22 protein-coding genes are annotated in these 20891 nt (G+C 62.7%); 8 read left to right on the top strand and 14 right to left on the bottom strand.

Features of this window, described 5'->3' with window-relative positions:
* Positions 1-9 precede the first annotated feature (9 nt).
* Positions 10-348 carry a DUF3140 domain-containing protein gene (locus NCS00_RS26005; RefSeq protein WP_008346360.1) on the bottom strand — a complete coding sequence of 113 codons (339 nt, stop codon included), beginning with the start codon at positions 346-348 and terminating at the stop codon, positions 10-12.
* Between the two features lie 47 nt (positions 349-395).
* Positions 396-1286, bottom strand: coding sequence for a LysR family transcriptional regulator (locus tag NCS00_RS26000; RefSeq protein WP_239295314.1), 891 nt, complete (start codon positions 1284-1286; stop codon positions 396-398).
* A 105-nt stretch (positions 1287-1391) separates the two neighbouring features.
* On the opposite strand from NCS00_RS26000, the gene leuC reads away from it, so the two are divergent.
* Genes leuC through NCS00_RS25985 form a run of 3 tightly spaced genes read left to right on the top strand, consistent with a single transcriptional unit; the run spans position 1392 to position 4806 of the window.
* Positions 1392-2786, top strand: coding sequence for a 3-isopropylmalate dehydratase large subunit (gene leuC, locus NCS00_RS25995; RefSeq protein ID WP_250441371.1), 1395 nt, complete (start codon positions 1392-1394; stop codon positions 2784-2786).
* Positions 2779-3423: a 3-isopropylmalate dehydratase small subunit gene (gene leuD / locus NCS00_RS25990; RefSeq protein ID WP_250441370.1), complete on the top strand. Its 645-nt coding sequence runs from the start codon at positions 2779-2781 to the stop codon at positions 3421-3423. Before leuC ends, leuD begins: the two co-directional genes overlap by 8 nt.
* 60 nt (positions 3424-3483) lie before the next feature.
* Positions 3484-4806 carry a 2-hydroxycarboxylate transporter family protein gene (locus NCS00_RS25985; protein ID WP_250441369.1) on the top strand — a complete coding sequence of 441 codons (1323 nt, stop codon included), beginning with the start codon at positions 3484-3486 and terminating at the stop codon, positions 4804-4806.
* Positions 4807-4833: 27 nt separating this feature from the next.
* Here NCS00_RS25985 and NCS00_RS25980 read toward each other — a convergent pair whose 3' ends face one another.
* Both NCS00_RS25980 and NCS00_RS25975 read right to left on the bottom strand, forming a co-directional pair.
* On the bottom strand, positions 4834-5388 hold the full coding sequence (locus NCS00_RS25980; RefSeq protein WP_175980231.1) for a hypothetical protein: 555 nt from the start codon (positions 5386-5388) through the stop codon (positions 4834-4836).
* A gap of 59 nt (positions 5389-5447) precedes the next feature.
* Complete coding sequence (locus NCS00_RS25975) at positions 5448-5741, bottom strand: hypothetical protein (RefSeq protein ID WP_008346348.1); 294 nt, start codon at positions 5739-5741, stop codon at positions 5448-5450.
* A 202-nt stretch (positions 5742-5943) separates the two neighbouring features.
* Between NCS00_RS25975 and NCS00_RS25970 the strand changes: the two genes are divergently transcribed.
* The gene (locus NCS00_RS25970; RefSeq protein WP_250441368.1) at positions 5944-6300 is read left to right on the top strand and encodes a winged helix-turn-helix domain-containing protein; all 357 of its coding nucleotides are present in this window, start codon (positions 5944-5946) and stop codon (positions 6298-6300) included.
* A gap of 3 nt (positions 6301-6303) precedes the next feature.
* Here the strand turns inward: NCS00_RS25970 and NCS00_RS25965 are convergent, their stop codons facing one another.
* From NCS00_RS25965 to gcvA, 3 genes are all read right to left on the bottom strand, one after another.
* Positions 6304-7287 carry a porin gene (locus tag NCS00_RS25965; protein ID WP_502801602.1) on the bottom strand — a complete coding sequence of 328 codons (984 nt, stop codon included), beginning with the start codon at positions 7285-7287 and terminating at the stop codon, positions 6304-6306.
* 62 nt (positions 7288-7349) lie between these two features.
* On the bottom strand, positions 7350-9782 hold the full coding sequence (locus NCS00_RS25960) for a glucose/quinate/shikimate family membrane-bound PQQ-dependent dehydrogenase (RefSeq protein ID WP_250441366.1): 2433 nt from the start codon (positions 9780-9782) through the stop codon (positions 7350-7352).
* Positions 9783-10054: 272 nt separating this feature from the next.
* Positions 10055-10963: a transcriptional regulator GcvA gene (gcvA, locus tag NCS00_RS25955; protein ID WP_250437592.1), complete on the bottom strand. Its 909-nt coding sequence runs from the start codon at positions 10961-10963 to the stop codon at positions 10055-10057.
* Between the two features lie 105 nt (positions 10964-11068).
* On the opposite strand from gcvA, the gene NCS00_RS25950 reads away from it, so the two are divergent.
* The 3 genes from NCS00_RS25950 (at position 11069) to NCS00_RS25940 (ending at position 14466) form a co-directional block, all read left to right on the top strand.
* Positions 11069-11911, top strand: a complete 843-nt coding sequence (locus tag NCS00_RS25950) for an EamA family transporter (protein ID WP_250441365.1) — start codon at positions 11069-11071, stop codon at positions 11909-11911.
* A 147-nt stretch (positions 11912-12058) separates the two neighbouring features.
* Positions 12059-13987, top strand: a complete 1929-nt coding sequence (locus NCS00_RS25945) for a bifunctional diguanylate cyclase/phosphodiesterase (protein ID WP_250441364.1) — start codon at positions 12059-12061, stop codon at positions 13985-13987.
* A gap of 260 nt (positions 13988-14247) precedes the next feature.
* A complete protein-coding gene (locus NCS00_RS25940; RefSeq protein WP_008346335.1) occupies positions 14248-14466 on the top strand; it encodes a hypothetical protein in 219 nt (72 codons plus the stop codon).
* Between the two features lie 65 nt (positions 14467-14531).
* On the opposite strand, the gene NCS00_RS25935 is transcribed toward NCS00_RS25940, so the two are convergent.
* The 5 genes from NCS00_RS25935 to NCS00_RS25915 form a co-directional block, all read right to left on the bottom strand.
* A complete protein-coding gene (locus tag NCS00_RS25935) occupies positions 14532-15173 on the bottom strand; it encodes a hypothetical protein (protein WP_250441363.1) in 642 nt (213 codons plus the stop codon).
* Between the two features lie 505 nt (positions 15174-15678).
* Positions 15679-16137: an SLATT domain-containing protein gene (locus NCS00_RS25930; protein ID WP_250441362.1), complete on the bottom strand. Its 459-nt coding sequence runs from the start codon at positions 16135-16137 to the stop codon at positions 15679-15681.
* A 50-nt stretch (positions 16138-16187) separates the two neighbouring features.
* Entirely contained in the window at positions 16188-16601 is a 414-nt protein-coding gene (locus tag NCS00_RS25925) for a VOC family protein (RefSeq protein ID WP_008346331.1), read from the bottom strand.
* Positions 16598-17107, bottom strand: coding sequence for a helix-turn-helix domain-containing protein (locus tag NCS00_RS25920; RefSeq protein ID WP_008346330.1), 510 nt, complete (start codon positions 17105-17107; stop codon positions 16598-16600). Before NCS00_RS25920 ends, NCS00_RS25925 begins: the two co-directional genes overlap by 4 nt.
* Positions 17108-17318: 211 nt before the next feature.
* On the bottom strand, positions 17319-18203 hold the full coding sequence (locus NCS00_RS25915) for a LysR family transcriptional regulator (RefSeq protein ID WP_250441361.1): 885 nt from the start codon (positions 18201-18203) through the stop codon (positions 17319-17321).
* A gap of 76 nt (positions 18204-18279) precedes the next feature.
* On the opposite strand from NCS00_RS25915, the gene NCS00_RS25910 reads away from it, so the two are divergent.
* Positions 18280-19581 (top strand): aspartate aminotransferase family protein, encoded by a 1302-nt coding sequence (locus NCS00_RS25910; RefSeq protein ID WP_008346328.1) that lies wholly within the window; start codon positions 18280-18282, stop codon positions 19579-19581.
* Between the two features lie 6 nt (positions 19582-19587).
* Here NCS00_RS25910 and NCS00_RS25905 read toward each other — a convergent pair whose 3' ends face one another.
* Positions 19588-20553 (bottom strand): GlxA family transcriptional regulator, encoded by a 966-nt coding sequence (locus tag NCS00_RS25905; RefSeq protein WP_250441360.1) that lies wholly within the window; start codon positions 20551-20553, stop codon positions 19588-19590.
* 131 nt (positions 20554-20684) lie between these two features.
* On the bottom strand, positions 20685-20846 hold the full coding sequence (locus NCS00_RS25900; protein ID WP_008346326.1) for a DUF1328 family protein: 162 nt from the start codon (positions 20844-20846) through the stop codon (positions 20685-20687).
* Positions 20847-20891 lie beyond the last annotated feature (45 nt).

Genomic DNA, 20891 nt, shown 5'->3' with positions numbered 1-20891 from the left:
GACGGCAGCCTACTTCAGCGGATCGTGGCCCCAGTTCATCAGCGAGTATCGCCAGTGCGAATGCTCGACTTCGTGCGGGCGCTGCGCGAGGTGCCGCTTGATGTAACCGACGACCTTGCGCATGTGCGCGTAGTCGTCTTCGCCGAGATCGGCCTTCTTCTTGCCGAGAATGTCGATGATATGCCGACCCGACTTGTGCCCCACCGATTCGCCGCCGCCGTTCTTCTGGCCGACTTCGCGCGACTCGTCGGTCGCGAGCCACTTTTCGAGTTGAGCGGGCGTCATGTTGACGAGATCCTTGAAGGTGCCGTAAGTCGCGGCGTCGTCATCGTGGTGCTGCGCGGTCATGAGTGGCCTCCGTCGTCGGCGATGTCATGCCCGCGATTCAGCAAGCATCACACCCGCTTCAGATACCGCTCAAGGAACTCGATGAATACGCGCACTTTCGCCGACAAATTCAGCCGCTCGGGATAGATCGCATAGATATCGGCGGGCGGCATCGACCAGTCGGTGAGCACGCGTTCGAGCGCGCCGGAATCGATAAACGACTGCGCGTCCCATTCGGAACGCGTCAGCACGCCGTGACCGTCGAGCGCCCAGCGCAGCGTCGCTTCGCCATCGTTGCTGCTCATCGTGCCGTGGACTTTCACCGTTTCGTGCCGCTTGCCCTTCGTGAAATGCCAGGTGCCGTACGCCGTGTCGTTCTCGCGCAGCACGATGCAGCGATGACCGCGCAGATCGTCCGGCTCCTTCGGCGTGCCATGCGCTTGCAGATACGCCGGCGCTGCGCATACGAAGCGCCGGTTCGCCGCGATCTTTCTGCCGACCACGCGCATGTCCGGCAATTCACCGAAGCGAATGCCGACATCGAACGCGAATTCGGCGAGATTCATCGGACGATCGGTGAGATCGAGCTGCACTTCGACATCCGGATATTGCCGACGAAACTCCGACAGCGCCGGCGCGATATGACGCCGCCCGAAGCCGAACGTCGCGTTCACTTTCAACAGGCCGCGCGGCAGATCGCGGCTGCTCGACACCATGCGTTCCAGTTCCTGCACCTGTTCGAGCAGGCGCGAGCCGGTGCCGAGATAGAGCTCGCCTTCCTGCGTCATCGCGAGCCGCCGCGTCGTGCGGTTCAGCAGCTTCACGCCGAGACGCCGTTCGAGCTGGCTGAGGCGCGCGCTCACGGCGGGCGGTGTCACGCCGAGCTCGCGCGCGAGCGCCGACAAGCTGCCTTGCGTGACGAGCCGCGCGAAAAACTCCAGGTCGGCGATCGAGTCCATTTTTAAATTTAGCTTAACAATGGGTTAAGACAAGCTGCATTTTACGGTCTCCGTTATCGAATTACACTGGCTTCGACTGATCGGAGAAGCAAGAACGGAGACAGCATGGGACAGACGCTTTATCGGAAGATCGTGGACAGCCACACGGTTTTTCACGTCGACGATGAACACGTCGCGCTTTACGCCGACCTGCACATCATGAACGAGTACACGAGCCCGCAAGCATTCGCGGGACTCGCGCAAAAAAACCTGCCGGTGCGTTGCCCGGAAAAGCAGATGGGTGTCGTCGATCATGTGATTCCGACGCATCCCGTCGCGGTCGACAAGCGCACGATCAGGATCGACGCCGCCGCGCAGCAGGCCGCGAACTTCACGCGCAACTGCGCGGAGCACGGCATCCATCTGTTCGATGTGCGCGACCATGCGCAAGGCATCGAGCATGTGGTCGCGCCGGAGATCGGCCTGATTCGCCCCGGCATGGTCGTGCTGTGCGGCGACAGTCACACCACGACGTATGGCGCACTCGGTGCGCTGGGCTTCGGCATCGGCACATCGGAAGTGGAACATGTGCTCGCGACGCAGACGCTCGTCTATCGCGTCGCGAAGGACATGCGCATCGTCGTGGATGGCGCGCTGCCTCGCGGCACGACATCGAAGGATCTCGTGCTCTACATCATCGCGAAGATCGGTGCGCAGGGCGCGCGCGGTTACGTCGTCGAGTATGCGGGCAGCGCGATCGATGCGCTCTCCGCCGAGGCGCGCATGACCTTGTGCAACATGACCGTCGAAGCAGGTGCGCGCGGTGCGTTGATCGCCCCCGACGAGACGACGATTCGCTATGTCGCCGAGCGCATCGGAACCGATGCATTCGTCGCGCAATGGAAGCAGTTCGCGTCCGACGCCGACGCATCGTTCGACATCACGCATCGCTTCGACGCGCGCGATGTCGCGCCGTTCGTCACATGGGGCACGAGCCCGGATCAGGCCATCGCGATCGATGCGCGCATTCCCCGCCTCGCCGATGAACCGGTCGCGCAACGCAATGCATCGAAGGCGCTGGACTACATGGGACTCGATGCCAATCAGGCGATCGAGGGCCTCGCGATCGATCACGTATTCATCGGTTCATGCACGAACGCGCGCATCGAAGACTTGCGCGCCGTCGCCGATATCGTGCGCGGCCGCAAGGTCGCGCCTTCCGTGCGTGCGATGGTCGTGCCCGGTTCCGGCATGGTCCGCGAGCAGGCGGAACGCGAAGGCATCGCCAGCGCGCTGATCGAGGCGGGCTTCGAATGGCGTCAGCCTGGCTGCTCGATGTGCCTCGCGATGAACGACGACATCCTGCAACCCGGCCAGCGCTGCGCGTCCACGACCAACCGCAATTTCGAGGGCCGCCAGGGACGCGGCGCCCGCACCCATCTGATGAGTCCCGCGATGGCTGCCGCCGCCGCGCTCGCGGGCCGTATCGTCGACGTACGCAAGGAGCTGGAGCATGTCTGAACACGCAACATTGACCGGCATCGCCGCGCCGTTGCCGCTGAACAATCTCGACACCGACCAGATCATGCCGAAGCAGTTTCTGTTCGGCATCGACAAGTCCGGTCTCGCGCGCGGCGTTCTGTATGACTTGCGCTTCGATGCATCGGGCAACGCACGCAAAGACTTCGTGCTGAACAGGCCCGACTATGCGGGCGCGCGCATTCTCATCGCGGGCGCGAACTTCGGCTGCGGATCGAGCCGCGAGCACGCCGTATGGGGCTTGCAGCAAGCGGGAATCGATGCCGTTATCGCGCCGAGCTTCGGCGAAATCTTCTACTTCAACGCGCAGAACAATCGCTTGCTGCTCATCGCGCTCGATGAAGCCGTCGTCGCTGCATTGAGCGCGCTCGCGAGCGATGCAAAGACGAATCAGTTGACCATCGACGTCGCGAATCAACGCGTGAGCACGAGCGACGGCACGCACTACGCGTTCGATCTTCCGCAGCGACAGAAGCGCATGTTCATCGAAGGACTGGACATGATCGGCATGACGCTCGCCGACAGCGACGCGATCCGCGCATTCGAAGCGAAGCACGAGGCGCTGCATCCGTGGATGAAGATCGATTTGCCCGCGCTACGCAACAAGCAAGCAGCGTAAGGCGAAAAAGAGACGCACGAGCGTCCATCGCCGCATCACTTCTCAATCAGGAGACACGATATGGAAAGCCCTTCGTTGCGCACGGGCGCGACGCCGCTCGGACTGCGCGCGCGCATTTCGTTGATGACCATCGGCGGCATGCCGGTCGCGATGTTCGTCGCGCTCGCACTGGTCACGATACTCGCCGCCATCACCGGCAAATTGCCGAACGACATGATCGGCGGCTTCGCCGTGCTGATGTTATCGGGCCTGTTGCTCGGCGAAATCGGCAAACGCATTCCGGTGTTCAGGCATATCGGCGGGCCCGCGATTCTCTGTCTCTTCGTGCCTTCGGCGCTGCTCGGCTACAAGCTGATGGACGATGCCGCGCTCAAGGCCATCACCACGACGATGAAGACCGCGAACCTGCAATACCTCTATATCGCGTGTCTCGTCGCGGGCAGCATTCTCGGCATGAATCGCAAGATCCTGATTCAAGGCTTTCTGAAGATGTTCGTGCCATTGCTGGTCGGCACGGTGACGGCGATCGCGGCGGGCGTGCTAGTCGGACTGATGTTCGGCTATGACCCGAAGCACACGTTCTTCTATATCGTCATGCCGATTCTGGGTGGGGGCATCGGCGAAGGCATTCTGCCCTTGTCGATCGGTTATGCGGAAATCACCTACGCGGCGCAAGGTCATCTGATCGCGATGATGGTGCCCGCCGCGCTCATCGGCAACGTCGTCGCGATTCTCGCGAGCGGCTTGCTCAAGCGCTTCGGCGAGAAACATCGCGCATATAGCGGCGACGGCATGCTCGTGAAGAGCGGCGACGATCAGGCGCTGCTGAAGGAACAGAAAGCCGAGGCCGCGCTCGATCTGCGCCTGATGGGTTTCGGGCTGCTGCTCGGCTGCACGCTGTTCATTCTCGGCATGCTGCTCGCGCCCGTCACCGGCATTCCCGGACCCGTGCTGATGATCGTCGCAGCCGCCGTGCTGAAGGTCGTGCGCGCGATTCCCGAACGCATGGAGATCGGCGCGTATCAGATCTACAAGTTCATGTCGACGAATCTCACCTTCGCGATCCTCGTCGGACTGGGCACGCTCTTCGTGTCGTGGGACAAGCTCGTCGGCGCATTCTCGCCCGCGTACTTCGTGATCTGCGCGTCGACGGTCGCGGCGATGGTCGTATCGGGATTCTTCGTCGGCGCGTGGCTGAAGATGTATCCAGTCGAAGCGGCGATCATCACCGCTTGCCATAGCGGTCTCGGCGGCACCGGCGATGTCGCGATTCTGTCGTCGTCGAATCGCATGGGACTCATGCCCTTCGCGCAGATTTCGACGCGCATCGGCGGCGCGGGCATGGTCGTGTTCGCCACGCTGATGATGAAGTGGTTCGGCTGACGTGCATGCGGCGCGCGCGTCGCACGATTAGCGGTTCGGCGCGCGCGGAACGGGCAGGAAATGCAGCAAGGCTTTGAGCGTATAGATGACGATCATGGTCCCGGCAAGATCGCCGATGAACATCGCGAAGAATCGCGCGACGATATGCTCCGTATCGCCCTGAAGATAAAACCAGATGTTATGCAGCAGCGGACCGGCAAGCGCATAAGCGACGGTGAGCATCATCAATCTGCCCGCCGTCAGATTCGATAGCGACGCGTCGAGTCCATAGATCTCGCGCGCGAGTCGATACACGGCATAAGGCGCGACGGTCGCAATGATGCCGCCGACGAAAGATCTCACCGGATCATTTGGAAAGAAATAAAAGAAATCGACGAGCCAGCTTGCGAAAAGCAGCCCGAGTGCGCCGTCCGCGCCCAACAACAGCGTGCTGAGCAGCCGAATGCCGGCCGGAAGATAAATCCAGTTCACGCCTCGCACGAACTCGGAATGAGTAAAGATTTCCTGATTGGCCCAGAGCGAGGTGATAAAGACGAGCGCCGTTCCGACGACGGAACATAAGCGAAGTTGAAGGGAAGACATTGGCGGCGTGCCAGTGAGCGGCGGTAAGGACGCACATCTTATCGCAGCACCGCGCGAATTCATGCGTCGCGCATCGTGCGCGTCTGGCCTTGCGCTCTTCCGCCGTAATTCGCCGACGATTCGAGTTTGGCCGCGATGCGCTCCAGTTCGTTCAGAAGCGATTCGAGCTCCATGCGCTGAAGCGGCGCGATGGCGGGCGCATGCTGCAATTCCTCGATGCGCTCGCGCCAGTACGAAACGGGCCACGCCGCGCTGCGATGCCAGTGGCGCGAGCGGATCATCCTCGCGAGATGTTCGATCTCCTGCTCGATGAAATGCGCCGTGATGTAGTTGTTATCGCGTTCCTGAACCACGCCCCTGCCCTCCCGGGAAATCGCTCGGGCAATAGCGAAACGCGCTCACTCGTCCGCTCTTCGTATTGCTCCCTTGTATTGCGACCTTGCTCGACGCACTATCTTAGCACTTACTTATCAACTTGATAAATAGATCGTCGATTGTGGTTTGCCGTATATCGCAAATGCTATGATCGGTTCGTTCCCTAAAAGCGATTTCTTCATGGCCAAAAAGAGCGTCTTCGATGCCTATTTCCGCTTCCTGAATCTGGCTCAGGCAGTGCAGGCATTGCCTTCGGTGCCGAAGCTCGATGCTGCCGAAGAACGCTTGCTCGAAGCGCTCACGGCGTCGTGGCACGCGGGCCATGCGCTGACGGTCACGGAGACGATGGCGCTGTCTATCGCGGGCGCGCCGGCGACGGTGCATCGCAAGCTGACGAACCTCAGAAAGCAAGGCCTCGTATCCGTCGATGAAAGCAGCGACGATCTGCGCATCAAGACCGTCGTGCCGACGCGAAAAGCACTGGATTACTTCGAGAAGCTCGCGGCGTGCCTCGATGACGCGAAGAAAAGACGCTGAGAATCAGAACCGGTCGATCATGCCAACCTGCACGCCGCGCACCGGCGCGCCGGGATAAGCCGCCGGAATCCCGACTACGTTCACGCCGCGCAGCGTGAAGGTCGCGTCGCCATGATTGCGCAGCATCGCGCCGCTCGCGTAAAGCAGCACCTTCGGCGAGAGATCGTATTCGCACGCAACGCTGAACTGGTCAGCGTCGTTATCGCTGCCCGAGCGATCGCGTGCATACGCATAGCCGAGCGATGCGCGCAGGCGCGGCGTCACCGCGTAGCGCATCGAGACCGAAAGACCGTCGTTGTGATAGCGCGGCGACCCGCCATCGCCGTTGAAGTACGAGAGGAAGGCCGTCGTCTTGCCGAAGCGATACGACACGCCGCCGAGATTCGCACGCAAGCCGGTGTCGCCTTGCGTGTCCTGATGCGCGTACGAAATGCGAAACGGCCCGCTGTGATACGCGAACGTCTCGTAGTTCCCCGATAGCCCGTTGCCGTTGCCGCTATCGCGCAATGCGACCATGAGCGTCGTCGTGAAGCCGTGAAAATCGGGCGACAGATACGTGATGCCGTTATTCGTGTAAGGCGTGATCTTCGACAGATTGTTGAGCCCCGACGCGATCGTGCCCGCACCGAATGCATCGAGTCCGCCCTTGAACGGAATGTAGATCGGCGAATACTGCCGGCCGAAGCGCAACTCGCCCCACGGCGCGCCGAGCCCGATCCACGCCTGTCGATTGAAGATCGTGTTGGCCGTCGCGAAGGTGCCGTCGGCGGAACTGAAGCCGCTTTCCAGATCGAAGAGCAGACGCGTATCGTCGCTCAATTGCTCGTAGCCGCGCAAGCCGAAGCGCGAGCCGCGATACGCGCCCGAGTCCATGCGCGGAGTCCACGACGAGCCCGGGTTCGTCACTTCGATGCTCGTATCGATGCTGCCGTACAAGGTCACGGCGCTCTGCGCATGCGCGGACGTTGCGCCGATGCCGCACAGCATCGATACAGCCAGCAGGCAAATGAAAGTGTTGGTCAGACGCATGAAATCTTCGGTTCGTACGATCAGCGGTTCAATGCATACGCGATGACGTAATCGCCACGATCCGGCGATTGCCGCGCGCCGCCCGCCGAAATCAGCACGTATTGCTTGCCCGTCTTCGGCGACACATAGCTCATCGGACCGCCCTGGCTTCCGACCGGCAAGCGCGCCTTCCACACTTCCTTGCCGGTGGCGCTGTCGAACGCACGCAGATAATAGTCCTGCGTGCCCGCGATGAACACGAGGCCGCCTTGCGTCGCGAGCGTGCCGCCGAGCGTCGGCATGCCGATGGGCATCTTCACGCGCATCTTGATGCCGAACGGACCCGTGTCCTGCACGGTGCCGACGGGCACTTGCCACACGATCTTTTGCGTCTTCAGATCGACCGCGGAGAGCGTGCCGAACGGCGGCTTCTGGCACGGAATGCCGAGCGGCGACATGAAGCGGTTCTTGTTCACGGCATACGGCGTGCCCTTCAGCGGCACCGCGCCCATGCCCGTGTTGACGGCTTCGCCGCCGTTGCTCGCGGGCGCGCTGTCGGTCTTTTGCGGAATCATCTGCACCCAGAGACCGAGGCGCATGTCGTTCACGAAGACGACGTGATGATTCGGATCCGTCGACAGGCTGCCCCAGTTCATGCCGCCGAGCGATCCCGGGAAGCTCAGCGAGACATCGGTGTCGGGGGCGGTGAAGAGGCCGTCATAGCGCATCGACTTGAAGCTGATGCGGCACATCAACTGATCGAACGGCGTCGCGCCCCACATGTCGGATTCCTTCAGCGTGTCCGCGCCGATCGTCGGCATGCCGGCCGAGAACGGCTGCGTCGAAGAGTACTGTTCCTGCGCGATCGTGCCCGTCTTCACCTTGCGTTCTTCGACGCGCGTAAGCGGCTTGCCCGTCATGCGGTCGAGCACGAAGATCTGACCGGATTTCGTGCCGAACACGACCGCGGGCTTCGTCGATCCATCCTTCTCGGGAAAGTCGACGAGGCTCGGCTGCATCGGAACGTCGAAGTCCCACAGATCGTTGTGGACCGTCTGGTACACCCACTTTTCTTTGCCGGTGGTCGCATCGAGCGCGAGGATCGACGTCGCGTACTTGTGATCCAGCGGCGTGCGATTGCCGCCCCACAAGTCCACCGACGAGCTGCCCATCGGGATGAAGACAGTGTTCATCGCGGCGTCGTAGGACATCGGCGCCCACGAATTCGGCGTGCTGCGCGCGTAAGTCTGACCCGGTTGCAGGCGCGCGTTGGGGTCGTCGTGGCCCGGATCGAACGCCCAGCGCATCTCGCCGGTAATGACGTCGAAGCCGCGCAATACGCCGCCCGGCATGTCGGTCTGCACGTTGTCGGCCACGCGTCCGCCCACGACGACGGTCGTGCCCGCGAGCGTCGGCGCCGACGTGAGCTGATACTTCGGATCGTCGGCCGCGCCGAGACCCGCTTTCAGGTTCACGAAGCCGTGTTCGCCGAAGCCTTCGCACAGCGCGCCGGTGTCGGCATCGATGGCGACGAGACGCGCATCGATCGTGTTCATCAGCAAGCGGCGCTGGCAGCTTGCGCCCGCCGCGATGGAAACGGGGGTCACAGGCGTCGAACCGATTATCGTCGGTTGCGCCACAGGTTTCGTCGCATCGAAATACGCGAGGCCGCGACAGCGGTTCCAGACCTGCGCCCGCGCGTTGATCTCGCGCTTCCAGATCTGCTTGCCGCTGTCGGCATCGACGGCGATCACGTTGTTGTGCGGCGTGCACAGGTAGATGCGGTCGCCGATCTGCAGTGGCGTCTCCTGATCTTCCGCGCCGTTGCCGGTCGGGCTTTCGGGGACATCGCCCGTATGGAAGGTCCACGCGACACGCAGATCCTTCACGTTATCGCGCGTGATCTGATCGAGCGCCACGAAGCGGCTGCCGCCGGCCGTGTTGCCGTAGTTGCTCCAGTCCTTCTGCGCGTGCTCCTTCGCGACGGGCACGAGCGGCGTTTCATTGCCATCGGATGCGACGGTCGGATGCGGCTCGAACATCTGCACGAAGGTAACGAGCATGCAAAGCGCGATGACGCCAGCGAACGCATACGCGCGCTTCGACGCGGGCTTGCCGGTCTCATGCGTGCGCAACGATGGCCACGTAAGCAGCGCGAGCATCATGAAGCCGGCGGGCAGCATCAGCCGCGACACGAGCGGCCAGAAATCGAAACCGCCGTCGATGGGCGCCCACACGAGCGTGCCGATAAATACCGCGCCGAAGGCGAGCACAGCCGACGACTTCGCCCGCATGAACTGCACCGCGGATACGACGATAACCGCTCCCGCGATCACGAAATACGCGCTGCCGTGCAGAAGCGCGAGCTTTGCGCCGCCGACGACGAAAATCAGACCAGTGGCCAACAGCGCGAGGCCCAGCACAACACACCCTGCTCTCAGCGCGGCTGAAAGACGGGCTTTACTCGTAGACATCGAAATCTTCTCCAGGAGTCTGCCATGCGATCCGCTTCGGCGACGACAGGAATGCCGCGGCCGTATCGCACCGCGGAATGAAAGCGTTCCGTGAAGTCGATACCGCGACACGCGAGAAGCGGCGACGCATGAACGCGTGCGCCGATGTGCGCGGCTGGATCGCATGTCCCGCGCGATCAGTCAGACCGGCCGGGGCATTAGCGTAAACCCGTGCATTCTAACCAGATAGTTAAATTTCTGCATAGTTCGCACGAATGCAGCGCGGCGCAGGCTCACACGTCGTGCTCGGTCGCGAACGCTTGTCCTTCTTGTTCGAGCCATGCGCGAAACAGCACGATCAGATCGTGCCCCGCTTTCTCATCGGCGACATACGTGCAATAGCTTCGCGACGGCAAACGCGGCCCGTCGAATGGCGCAACGAGACGGCCTGACGCGAGATCGTCGGCGACGAGCGCGGTCGGGCCCATCGCGATGCCCATGCCATCGACAGCGGCCTGCAAGGTCAGATAGAAGTGATCGAAGGTGAGCACCGCCGCTGGCGTGAGCGCCGCGATGCCCGCCTGCGCGAGCCAATCCGGCCAGACGCGCGGCAAGCTCGACGTGTGCAGCAGCGTGTGCCGCCGCAAGTCTTCAGGCGTCTGCAAAGGAAGACGTTTGGACAGCGTGGGGCTGCACACCGGCAGACGTTCCTCTTCGAGAAAGCGCCGCATCACGTAACCGTAAAACGTGTCGGGGCCGCCGCGAATCACGATGTCGTATGTGTCCTTCAGGCTTTCTACCGGTTCGTTCGATGTCTCTATCCTGACTTCCACATCGGGATGACGCGCGCGAAATTGTTCGAGCCTCGGCACGAGCCAGCGCAACGTGAAGGTAGCGGGCGCATTCACGGTGAGCGTGCGCGACACGGCCTCGGACACGCCATAGCGCGCCGTGGCCTGCGAGAGCCGATCGAAGAGCGGACCGATTTGCGCGAGATAAACGCGCGCCGCCGGGGTCAACACCACACGCCGGTTATGACGCTCGAACAGGGGCGCGCCGAGCCACGCTTCGAGCAAACGCACTTGCTGGCTGATCGCCCCGTGCGTGACATGCAGCTCGGCTGCGGCTTCCTTGAAGCTACCGAGTCGCCCAGCGGCTTCAAAAGCGCGCAACGCATTGAGTGAAGGCAATGCCGGTCTCATTCGCAAGAGCTTTTCTAACGCGACGATGCAATTTATATGGTTTGTGAGCGGCTCACAAGATAGTTATTCTAGTAACTATCCGTCATATAACCGACATAAGAAAGCATGTTCACCTACACCGGCGGTGTCGTTCTCTTGGCAGCCGTGCTCCACGCAAGCTGGAACGCGATGCTCCATGGCAACCGCGACCGGTTCTTCTCGATGACGTGGATGAGCATCGCGATCGGCGCCGTGTCCGCGATCGTCGTCTTCTATCTGCCGATGCCCGCGAAAGCCGCGTGGCCCTACATCGTCGCGTCGGGGCTCGTGCATATCGTCTACAACGTGAGCCTCGTGCGCTCGTATCGGCGCGGCGATCTCGCGCAGGCTTATCCGATCGCGCGCGGATCGTCGCCGATGCTCGTCACGCTCGGCGCGGCCATCTTCGCGCACGAGGCGATCGGCCTGCTGCATGCGCTCGGGATCGTGCTGATCTCGGGCGGCATCATCGCGCTTGCATTGCAGGGCGGCCGCGTATCGCGCGCGGGGGTGCTCGCCGCGTTGACGACGGGCGTGACCATCGCGATCTACACGGTGATCGACGGCATCGGCGTGCGTCTGTCCGATGGCGAAGCGCTCACCTACACCGCGTGGATGTTCATGTTCTATTGGTTCATGCCGATGATTTTCGTCGCGAAACGCGGGCCCGCGGCGCTATGGACGCCCGTGAAGCGAGCGCCGATGGCCGTGGGTTCGTCGCTCGCGGGCGGCCTCGTGTCGATCGCGGCTTACGGCATCGTGATCTGGGCGATGCAATCCGGCGCGATGGGCACGGTCTCCGCGTTGCGCGAAACGAGCGTCGTGTTCGCGGCGCTCATCGGGCGCGTGTTCCTTCAGGAAGCCGTCAGCGCGAGGCGCTGGCTCGCCTGCGTGGTGGTCGCGGTCGGGGCGGTTTGCCTGGGGCTATGACCGCTCTACGTCATTTCGTCCGTAAGGCACATCTCGCGAACTGAGGGAAAAGCCGGCCTTTGATCGGCGAATCGGGATTGCGGAAGGTTCGATAAATTGCTCATCGTGGCATTGGGCCCGATGGCGAATACCGAATCGAGAAGAACCTTGCAACCCGTACACGAATGGCACACGGCGCCTCTGCCCGCCGACGAAGCGAAGCGGCTCCAGTTGCTGCGCAGTCTCGACCTGCTCGACACGCCACAGGAAGAAGTGTTCGACCGCGTAACGCGCGTCGTCGCCGAGCTGTTGCAGGTGCCGATCGCGCTGGTATCGCTCGTCGATGAACATCGGCAATGGTTCAAGTCGCGTGTCGGACTCGATGTATGCGAAACCGCGCGCGACGTGTCGTTCTGCGCGCACGCGCTTCACTCCGAACGTCTGCTGCTCGTCGAGGACGCTCACGCGGATGCGCGCTTCGCCGGCAATCCGCTCGTCAGGGGCGCGCCACACATCCGCTTCTATGCGGGCGTGCCGTTGCGCTCGTCCAGAGGTCTCGTGCTCGGCACGCTTTGCGCGATCGACACGAAGCCGCGCAAACTCACGGCAAGCACGCAGGCCGCGCTGTGCGATCTCGCGGCGACCGTCGAGCGCGAGATCGTGCAGCGCGAAGCCGCGCACGAAACGCGTGAGATTCAGGAAGCCGACCGCCGCAAGCTGCGCCTGTCCGAGACGCGCTTTCATACGATCTTCGAACAGACGCCGACGGGCAAGGCTATCGTCGATCTGGAGGGCCGCTTCGTCGAAGTGAATCCGAAGCTGTGCGAAATCACCGGTTATAGCGCCGATGAACTCGTCACGATGACCTTTCAGCAGATCACCGACGAAGCGGATCTGTCGGCCGATCTGCAACTCGTCGCGGAACTGCTCGACGGCACGAGCAAGACGTATACGCTGGAAAAACGATATTGCCGCCGTAACGGCGAGCCGGTTTGGGTCGAGCTTTCCGTCGCGCTGATTCGGGACGAACGCGGCGAGCCGCTGCATTTCGTGAGCGTCGCGCACGACATCTCGAGCCGCAAATACAGCGAACAGGTGTTGCGCGATTATCGGCAGGAACTGGAGCGCCGCGTGCTCGAACGCACGCGCGAGCTCACCAGCAATCGCGCCGCGCTGCAGACGATCACGGACAATCTGCCCGTTCTCATCGCACACGTCGATGCTGACCTGCGCTATCGCTTCAACAATCAGGTGTATCGCGAGGTGTTCGGCGTCGAGCCTTCGGCGTTGCGTGGCAAGACTGTGCGCGACACGATAGGCGCGTCGATCTTCGAGCGCTGTCTGCCTTACTTTCGCCGCGTGCTCGCCGGCGAACGCGTGACGCACGAGGACATCGTCTATGAAGGCGCGCCGAGCCGCGTCTGGAACGCGACGTATATTCCCGAGTTTCAGCGCGAGGAAATTGCCGGTTTCTACATCATGTCGCAGGACATTACCGAGACCAAGCGGCGCGAAAATCAGATGCGCTCCGAAGTCATGCTGGACGCGCTCACGGGCCTGCCGAACCGGCGCGCGCTCGCCGAGCAACTCGCGCTTTCCGTCGATGCCGCTCGCGATGACGCCGTGCCTTTCGCGCTCTTCTTCATGGACCTTGACGGCTTCAAGAGCATCAACGATCAGCACGGTCACGACGTCGGCGACGCGCTGTTGATACAGGTGGCCGCGCGCCTGAAGAAGACGACGCGCGCGGGCGATCTCGTCTGCCGCCTCGCCGGCGATGAATTCGTGCTGCTGGCGCGCGGGATTTCGTCATCGAGTGCATGCAGCCGCATCGCGCAGGACATTTGCCGCGCGATCGGACGGCCGTTCGAACTCGGCCGCGTCGAAGCGCATCTCGGCACGAGCGTCGGCATCGCGATGTGCGCGGGCGGCTTCGACACGTCCGCCGAAGCGATGCTCGGCGACGCGGATCGCGCGATGTACGAAGCGAAGCGCAAGGGACGCAACGGCTTTCGCTTCGCATCCGTCGCGGCGGACGTCGCGCCGACGATCAACAACTATCTCGATGCCGATCGCCGCAGCGCCGTGCATCACTGACTTCCACGATATGCAATGAAGGTCCGTTTCACGAAAACGCGCGCTGCATGGCAGCATGCCGCGAGTTGCATATCGGAGAATGGGCTTTCTCATCATGGGAACCCGCAACTAGAGCATTGATTTACTTCGATAATTATTTGCTTCGCGATGTCGCGCATCGTCGCCGGCCGCGTCCCTTTCTTCGCTAACCTCTTATACAAGAGGCGCACGTTCGCCAATGCGAACCGCCCGGTGCTTTCCAATCAAGCTGGAGAAACGCGATGCAGAATGTCTATGTCGAACCGATGCCGAAGGGCCAGTGGGGACCGATCGACGGTTACGCGCTCGAATTCCCTGACGGTACGAGAATGACGCAGCAGAGTTATCGTTCAGAGCGGCTCGCCGTCGATGAAATCAAGCTGCGCGGCTATGCGCCCATGGTCGCGAAGGTACGCGTAACCGACAAGACCGTCGACGAACACTGGGAAGCCGTCGAATAAGATCGTCAGCGCGCTTCGCGTCCCGCGCGAAGCGCTTCCCTTTCCTTTCCGATCCGCGCGGGTTTTCAGTTCTTCTTCTTGCTCGGACGCCAGCTATCGTCGGCGGTCATCGCGGGCTTCACCGCCGGAGCGATGGCCGCGACCTTCTGAAATTCCTTCGTGTCGGTTTTCGCTCGTGCGACGGGCGCAGCAGGCGGCGCCGCGCGCGTCTGACGCTGCTTCGGCTCGGTCCTGGATACGCGGCCTTTCGCTGCTTCAGCGCACGCGCGCTCGGACTTGCGCGAACATGCAGAAGCCGACTTAGATACGGGATTCGCTTTCGACGTCTTGACCGATTGCTTCGCGCCGTGCGTCGACGGTTTTTTTGCGATCGAGCGTTCGGGAATCACGCTCTGCCGCGTGCTGTCCTTGCTCGATGCCGTGACAGGAATCAGTGGCGACGCAGCTTCCGCTGACGGACGCGCGGCGGAGCGCAGCGGGCCGTCCACGATTCTGTCCGCCGAATCGATATTAATGGCGGCGATCGGCGCGGCCTTCGTCTCGATCGGACGGACCGTGCCTGCCACGGCCACAGGCAGCGTTCCCGCGCGCGGTGTCGATCCGTGCTGCTCGAAGTAAGCACGCGCGAGAAAACACGCACCGAGCACGACGGCGGCCATGACGACCGTTGCGAGTATCGAATGCGATGGACGCCCCGTCGCAAGCACGGCAGCGCCATTGGCGATGGAGGCACGCGCAGGCGCGGGTAAACGCGCTTCGTATGTTCTCGAACGCGCCGGCCATCGCACGCGGGCCACTTCGCCCTGTGGCGCAAACTGGCGCGTCACGCCTCGCGCCGCCTCGACTGCCCGCAGAGCTGTCTCCGCGCCCCTCGTCAGCACGGCCCCGTGGCGGTCGGCGCCGCAAAACGGGCACACGCTTTCTTCTACTGATGAAAGGGTTTCACATCGGGGGCAGATGACGAAATAAAGCGAGCCATCGCCTCGCTGTTCCATTGTCACACTCCATCCGAATCATTTCGGAAGGCCGATCGACAATCAGCGATCGTCCGGTCGCAAGTAATACATACGAATTACCGTAGCACACCGGGCATTGTTTCGGAAGCACAAACAACCCCTTTTGAACAGGGTCATTTGTCAGCCGAATAGCGGCTTTCGCTTCGCTACGTCTAATCAATGACTAATCAGCACTCGGAACTTTATTAATGGTTGCTCATGCGCGCGGCAAATGCGGCGCCGTCTGTGCGATCTGGTCGAGTTCATCGCGCACCGCATCGACGACACACGCATCACGCAGAGAAACATCTGCCGCATGAATCGCTTCGAGACGCCGCCGCACGGCGCCGTACTGCGCACCCGCACGGCGATGCAATTCCGCACGCTCGCTATAGCGCAAAAACGTCTGCAACGAGGCGAGCACGGCGGCGCTCAGACTCGTCATCCCGATCAGGACGTGCACATCCGGCGACACCGCCGTCGCTACGAGCGATAAAAACGCGGACGTGCCCGTCGCCGCCGTGATGCCGATGACCGCAAGCCCGAGCCGTCTGCCGCAGCGCGTCAGCCGGTCGGCCATCGTGTAATGACGAATCTGCGATTCGCGCGCGCGCCGGATCCACGCCAGCACGAGCGTCGACATGTCTCGGGGCGGTTGATATGAGGTTTCGGTCATGTTCTAAGCACTCTACGAACAGACTTCATCCTCCCGGCTAATCAGGACATTTACCGTCCCGATGGCGCTTGAATCATCTTCCAGCCATTGCCCGCGGGATCGCGAAAACCGGCATCGACGCTGCCGTAGCGATCGACCGGTTCCTGCGTGAACTCCACGCCGCTCGCCTTCAGCCGCTCGTAAGTCGCGCGGCAGTCCGCGACGGACAGCACGAGCGGCGGCATCGCGCCCTTTGCGACCATCGCGCGCAGCGTTTGCGCGGTCGCATCGTCGTGGATCGGCGCGCCCGGCGCGAACAGGCCGAGCTGAAACGACGGCTGATCCGGATGCTGCACCGTGAGCCATCGATACGTGCCGTTGCGCACGTCGGTATGAACGCGAAAACCGAGCTTGTCGACGTAAAACGCAAGCGCTTCGTCCTGATCGTCGACATAGATGCCCACCACGCCGATGCCCTGATTCATGTGACCTCCTTCGTTGAAGATGGCCGCACTGTACCTTTCGCACCGCGCCGCCGCTTCTCCAAAACTGCGATCGTGAGATCGGGTCGTTGCGCGGCCTTCAGCACGCACGCGGGCACGCGATCGAGCGCGTCGACGCCGGCGCGCGCTTGCACGCGCATCGCGCTCGGACTGTGGCCGGTGATATCGCGAAAGATGCGGCCGAACGTTCCGAGACTTTCCCAGCCGGTGACGAAGGCAATATCCGTGATGGCGAGCTCGGTGTCGCGCAACAGCGTGACGGCCTGCTCGATGCGCCGCGTCAGCAGATAGCGATGCGGCGGAACGCCGAACGCGCGCTTGAACGATCGCGCGAAATGCGCTTCGGAGACCCCGCTGACTTCGGCCAGACGGCTGACCGGCCAGTCCTCGTGCGAACACGCGTCCATGCGATCTTTGGCGCGCAACAGACGCCGCAACAATGCCGGATCTTGCAACGCATCGGCGGTGGCGGGTTTGCGAGTCGGCATGGCGTTCGGGGTGCGGAAAACGAGCGGCTAGTGTAGCCCGGCGCGCACAAAGAAAAACGTCGTGCAGAGGCTATCCGCACGACGCAAAAGTCGCTCATTCCCTGAGAAGAAAGAGCTAGAGGAGATGGAAAGTATCTTAGCCCGCGTCCCCGATGCGCGATGTGCCGGAAAGCGGCCGTTTTGCGGCCCAATTCGCGCAATCGGTCTTGCATCACAACAACGGCAGCGTGAGACGGATGTGTTCCGCGAACGCCGATGTCAACATCGAAGGACGCTCGCGCGCGAACTTCAGCGATATGCCGACGCCCGGCAAGGCCGGCAACCCGGCATCCGCATTCAGCACGCACAGATCGGCGGGCACGGCGGTCTGCGTGATGACCGCGAACGCCTGCCCCGAGCGCACCAGCGCCGTGAGCCCCGCGAGACTGCTGCTCGCGTACGCGATGCGATACGCCCTGCCCGCGCGCTGCAAGGCTTCGCATGCGGCGATGTGATCGAGCGTGTCCGGATCGGAGAGCGCGAGCGGCAACGGATCGTAATGCGCGGAATCCATCCCCGGACAGCCGATCCAGACCAGTTGCTGGCGCCGGATGACCTCGCCGCCGGGTTTGTCTTCGGGAAGCGAGAGCATCGCGAGATCGAGCGCGCGCTTTTTCAGTTGCTCGGCGAGCCGGGGCGTCGGCCCGCACACGACTTCCACCAGCGCGTGCGGATGCTGACTCGAAAATTGCCGCAGCAGGCTCGGCAGGAACACGGCGGCGTAATCGTCCGGACAGCCGAAGCGGATGCTGCCCGACAAGCCTTTTCCGCACAGATCGGCCATCGCCTCGTCGTGCAGACGCAGGATGCGCTGTGCGTGAACCAGCAGGCGCTCGCCGGGATTCGTCAGGACGACGCCGCGTCCGGTGCGCTGAAAAAGCGGCTGATCGACGATATCCTCGAGCCGCTTCATCTGCTGGCTCAGCGCCGATTGCGTCCGTCCGACGCGCTCGGCCGCGCGGCTCAGCGCGCGCACTTCCGCGATGACGGCAAACGAGCGCAACAACTCGATTTCCAGTGACAGGCTCAAGGTATTAGCGCCTCTTCTATCTCGCATTAGAACTATTCGATTCTATAAAACCTGAGCGTTGTCTACACTGCAGATTCCTTCCTATCCCGCCAGGAGAAGCACGGTGTCCCTGAACAACGACGCAACTTTCTGGCGCAACGCCAGACAGCACCTCATCCGCTACGGCGGCACGTTCGAGCCGATGATCATCGAGCGCGCGCAAGGCAGCTTCGTCTACGATGCCGATGGCCGCGCGATCCTCGATTTCACCTCCGGACAAATGAGCGCCGTGCTTGGCCACAGCCATCCCGAGATCGTGTCGGTGATCGGCGAATATGCGGGCAAGCTGGATCATCTCTTCAGCGGGATGCTGTCGCGTCCCGTCGTCGATCTCGCGACGCGTCTCGCCGATATCACGCCCGCCGGTCTCGATCGCGCGCTCTTGCTGAGCACCGGCGCCGAATCGAACGAGGCCGCGATCCGCATGGCGAAGCTCGTCACCGGAAAATACGAAGTCGTCGGCTTTGCGCAGTCGTGGCACGGCATGACGGGTCACGCGGCGTCCGCAACTTACAGCGCGGGGCGCAAGGGCGTCGGTCCCGCGGCGGTCGGGTCATTCGCGATTCCCGCGCCGTTCCCATATCGCGCGCGCTTCGAGCACAACGGCCGATACGACTGGCTCGCGGAACTCGACTACGCATTCGATCTCATCGACCGGCAGTCGAGCGGCAATCTCGCCGCGTTCATCGCGGAACCGATTCTGAGCTCTGGCGGCATCATCGAATTGCCGGAAGGCTACATGGCGGCGCTAAAGCGCAAGTGCGAAGAGCGCGGCATGCTGCTGATTCTCGACGAAGCGCAAACCGGCATCGGCCGGACGGGCACCATGTTCGCGTGCCAGCGCGACGGCGTCACGCCCGACATCCTCACGCTATCGAAGACGCTCGGCGCGGGCTTGCCGCTCGCGGCCGTCGTCACATCGGCGGAAATCGAAGAGAAGGCGCATGCGCTCGGCTATCTGTTCTACACGACGCACGTATCCGATCCGCTGCCCGCCGCCGTCGGCCTGCGCGTGCTGGATGTGGTCGAACGCGATGGCCTCGTCGCGCGCGCGAACGTGATGAGCGCGCGCCTGCAACGCGGCCTGCTCGATCTGATGGAGCGCTTCGACTGCATCGGCGACGTGCGCGGCCGCGGCTTGCTGCTCGGCGTGGAGATCGTCAAGGATCGCCGCACGAAGGAACCCGCCGATGGTCTCGGCGCGAAGATCACGCGCGAATGCATGAATCTCGGCCTGAGCATGAACATCGTGCAATTGCCGGGCATGGGGGGCGTGTTCCGCATCGCGCCGCCGCTGACCGTGAGCGAGGAAGAGATCGACCTCGGGCTCGATCTGCTCGGCAAGGCTATCGAGCGTTCGTTGTAGGCATCGTCAGCGCAGGCCGGCGCGCAGATCGCGCACGCCGCGTCCCAAGCGCTGACGTAAAAGCGTTCGCAAAGTCGCGCCGTCTTCGTAGCCGACTTCGGCGGCGATCGCTTCGAGATCGAGTCCGCTGCCGTGCAGAAGCGATTGCGCGCGTTCGACGCGCAAGTCCTGAAAGTACGCCAGCGGCGATTTGCCGAGCACTTCCTGGCATCGGCGCTGAAGCGAGCGCGTGCTCGTCGCCAGCGCGTTCGCCGCGTGCTGCAGCGAAAATCCTTCCTTCAGATGGTCGCGCGCCCAGCGCTCGAAACGCTGGATCAGCGGATCTGCCTGCGCGAGATGGTTCGGGATGATGTACGGCGCCTGCGACGTGCGGATATCGGCGAGCAGAAAGCGCGACACGAGCGCGGCCAGCTCGGGGCTCGACTTGCGCACGAGCCACAGCGCGAGATCGAGATGCCCCATCGCGGCGCCGGCCGTCACGCCGATATCGGTCGGCACGAGCATCCGCGATTCGTCGAGCAGAACATGCGGATAGCGTTGCCTGAAAAGCGGCGCGAGCGACCACGTCGATGTCGCCTGCCGATGATCGAGCAATCCTGCTTCCGCGAGCAGAAACGTCCCGATGCAGGACGCCCCGATCGATACGCCTTGCGCGCGCCACTTCTGCAATTGCCGCACGGCGTCCTTGACGTCGGCGCGTTCCAGTGCGGGCAGCAGCAGTTCCGGCGTCGTCGCGGCGAGCGCCGGAACGATGACCCAGTCCGGCTTCAAATCGGGCGTGACGGGCTCCACCGGAATCGCGAAGCCGTGACCCGAACGCACGCGCTTGCGCACGCCAACAGTGGATACATCGAAGCGCGGGGATCCGCCCATCGTGCGCGCGGCCAACGCGTTCGCGGCTCTGAGCGTGTCGAGCGTCACGGCGAGGCCGGTATCGAAGAGACCATCGAGAGCGAGTATCGCGATGTGCATGGCGCAAATGACCCAGAAGTTGTCATTTGCGACGATACCGATCTTTCGTCCAGGCGGCTACGTTAAACGAGGAACAAAAAAAATGCGTCGTGCCGACCAGCCTCGGCACGACGCCTTTTGCTTGAGAGCCGTCAACGTCGCATGAGGCCCATTACCAGCGTCACGAGGAAAATCACGAGGAATATGAAGAACAGGATCTTCGCGATGCCCGCCGCGCCCGCCGCGATACCGCCGAATCCGAGCGCGGCAGCGATGATCGCGATGATGAAAAAGACCAACGCGTAATACAACATGATGTTATCTCCCTCTCGTCCGAGTACGCCGCGCGCCCCATGTGC

Source organism: Caballeronia sp. AZ1_KS37, assembly GCF_023631165.1.
In the GTDB taxonomy this organism is placed as follows: Bacteria; Pseudomonadota; Gammaproteobacteria; order Burkholderiales; family Burkholderiaceae; genus Caballeronia; species Caballeronia zhejiangensis.
The sequence above is the reverse complement of the archived record's forward strand: the minus strand, read 5'-3'. Positions and strand labels throughout refer to the sequence as shown.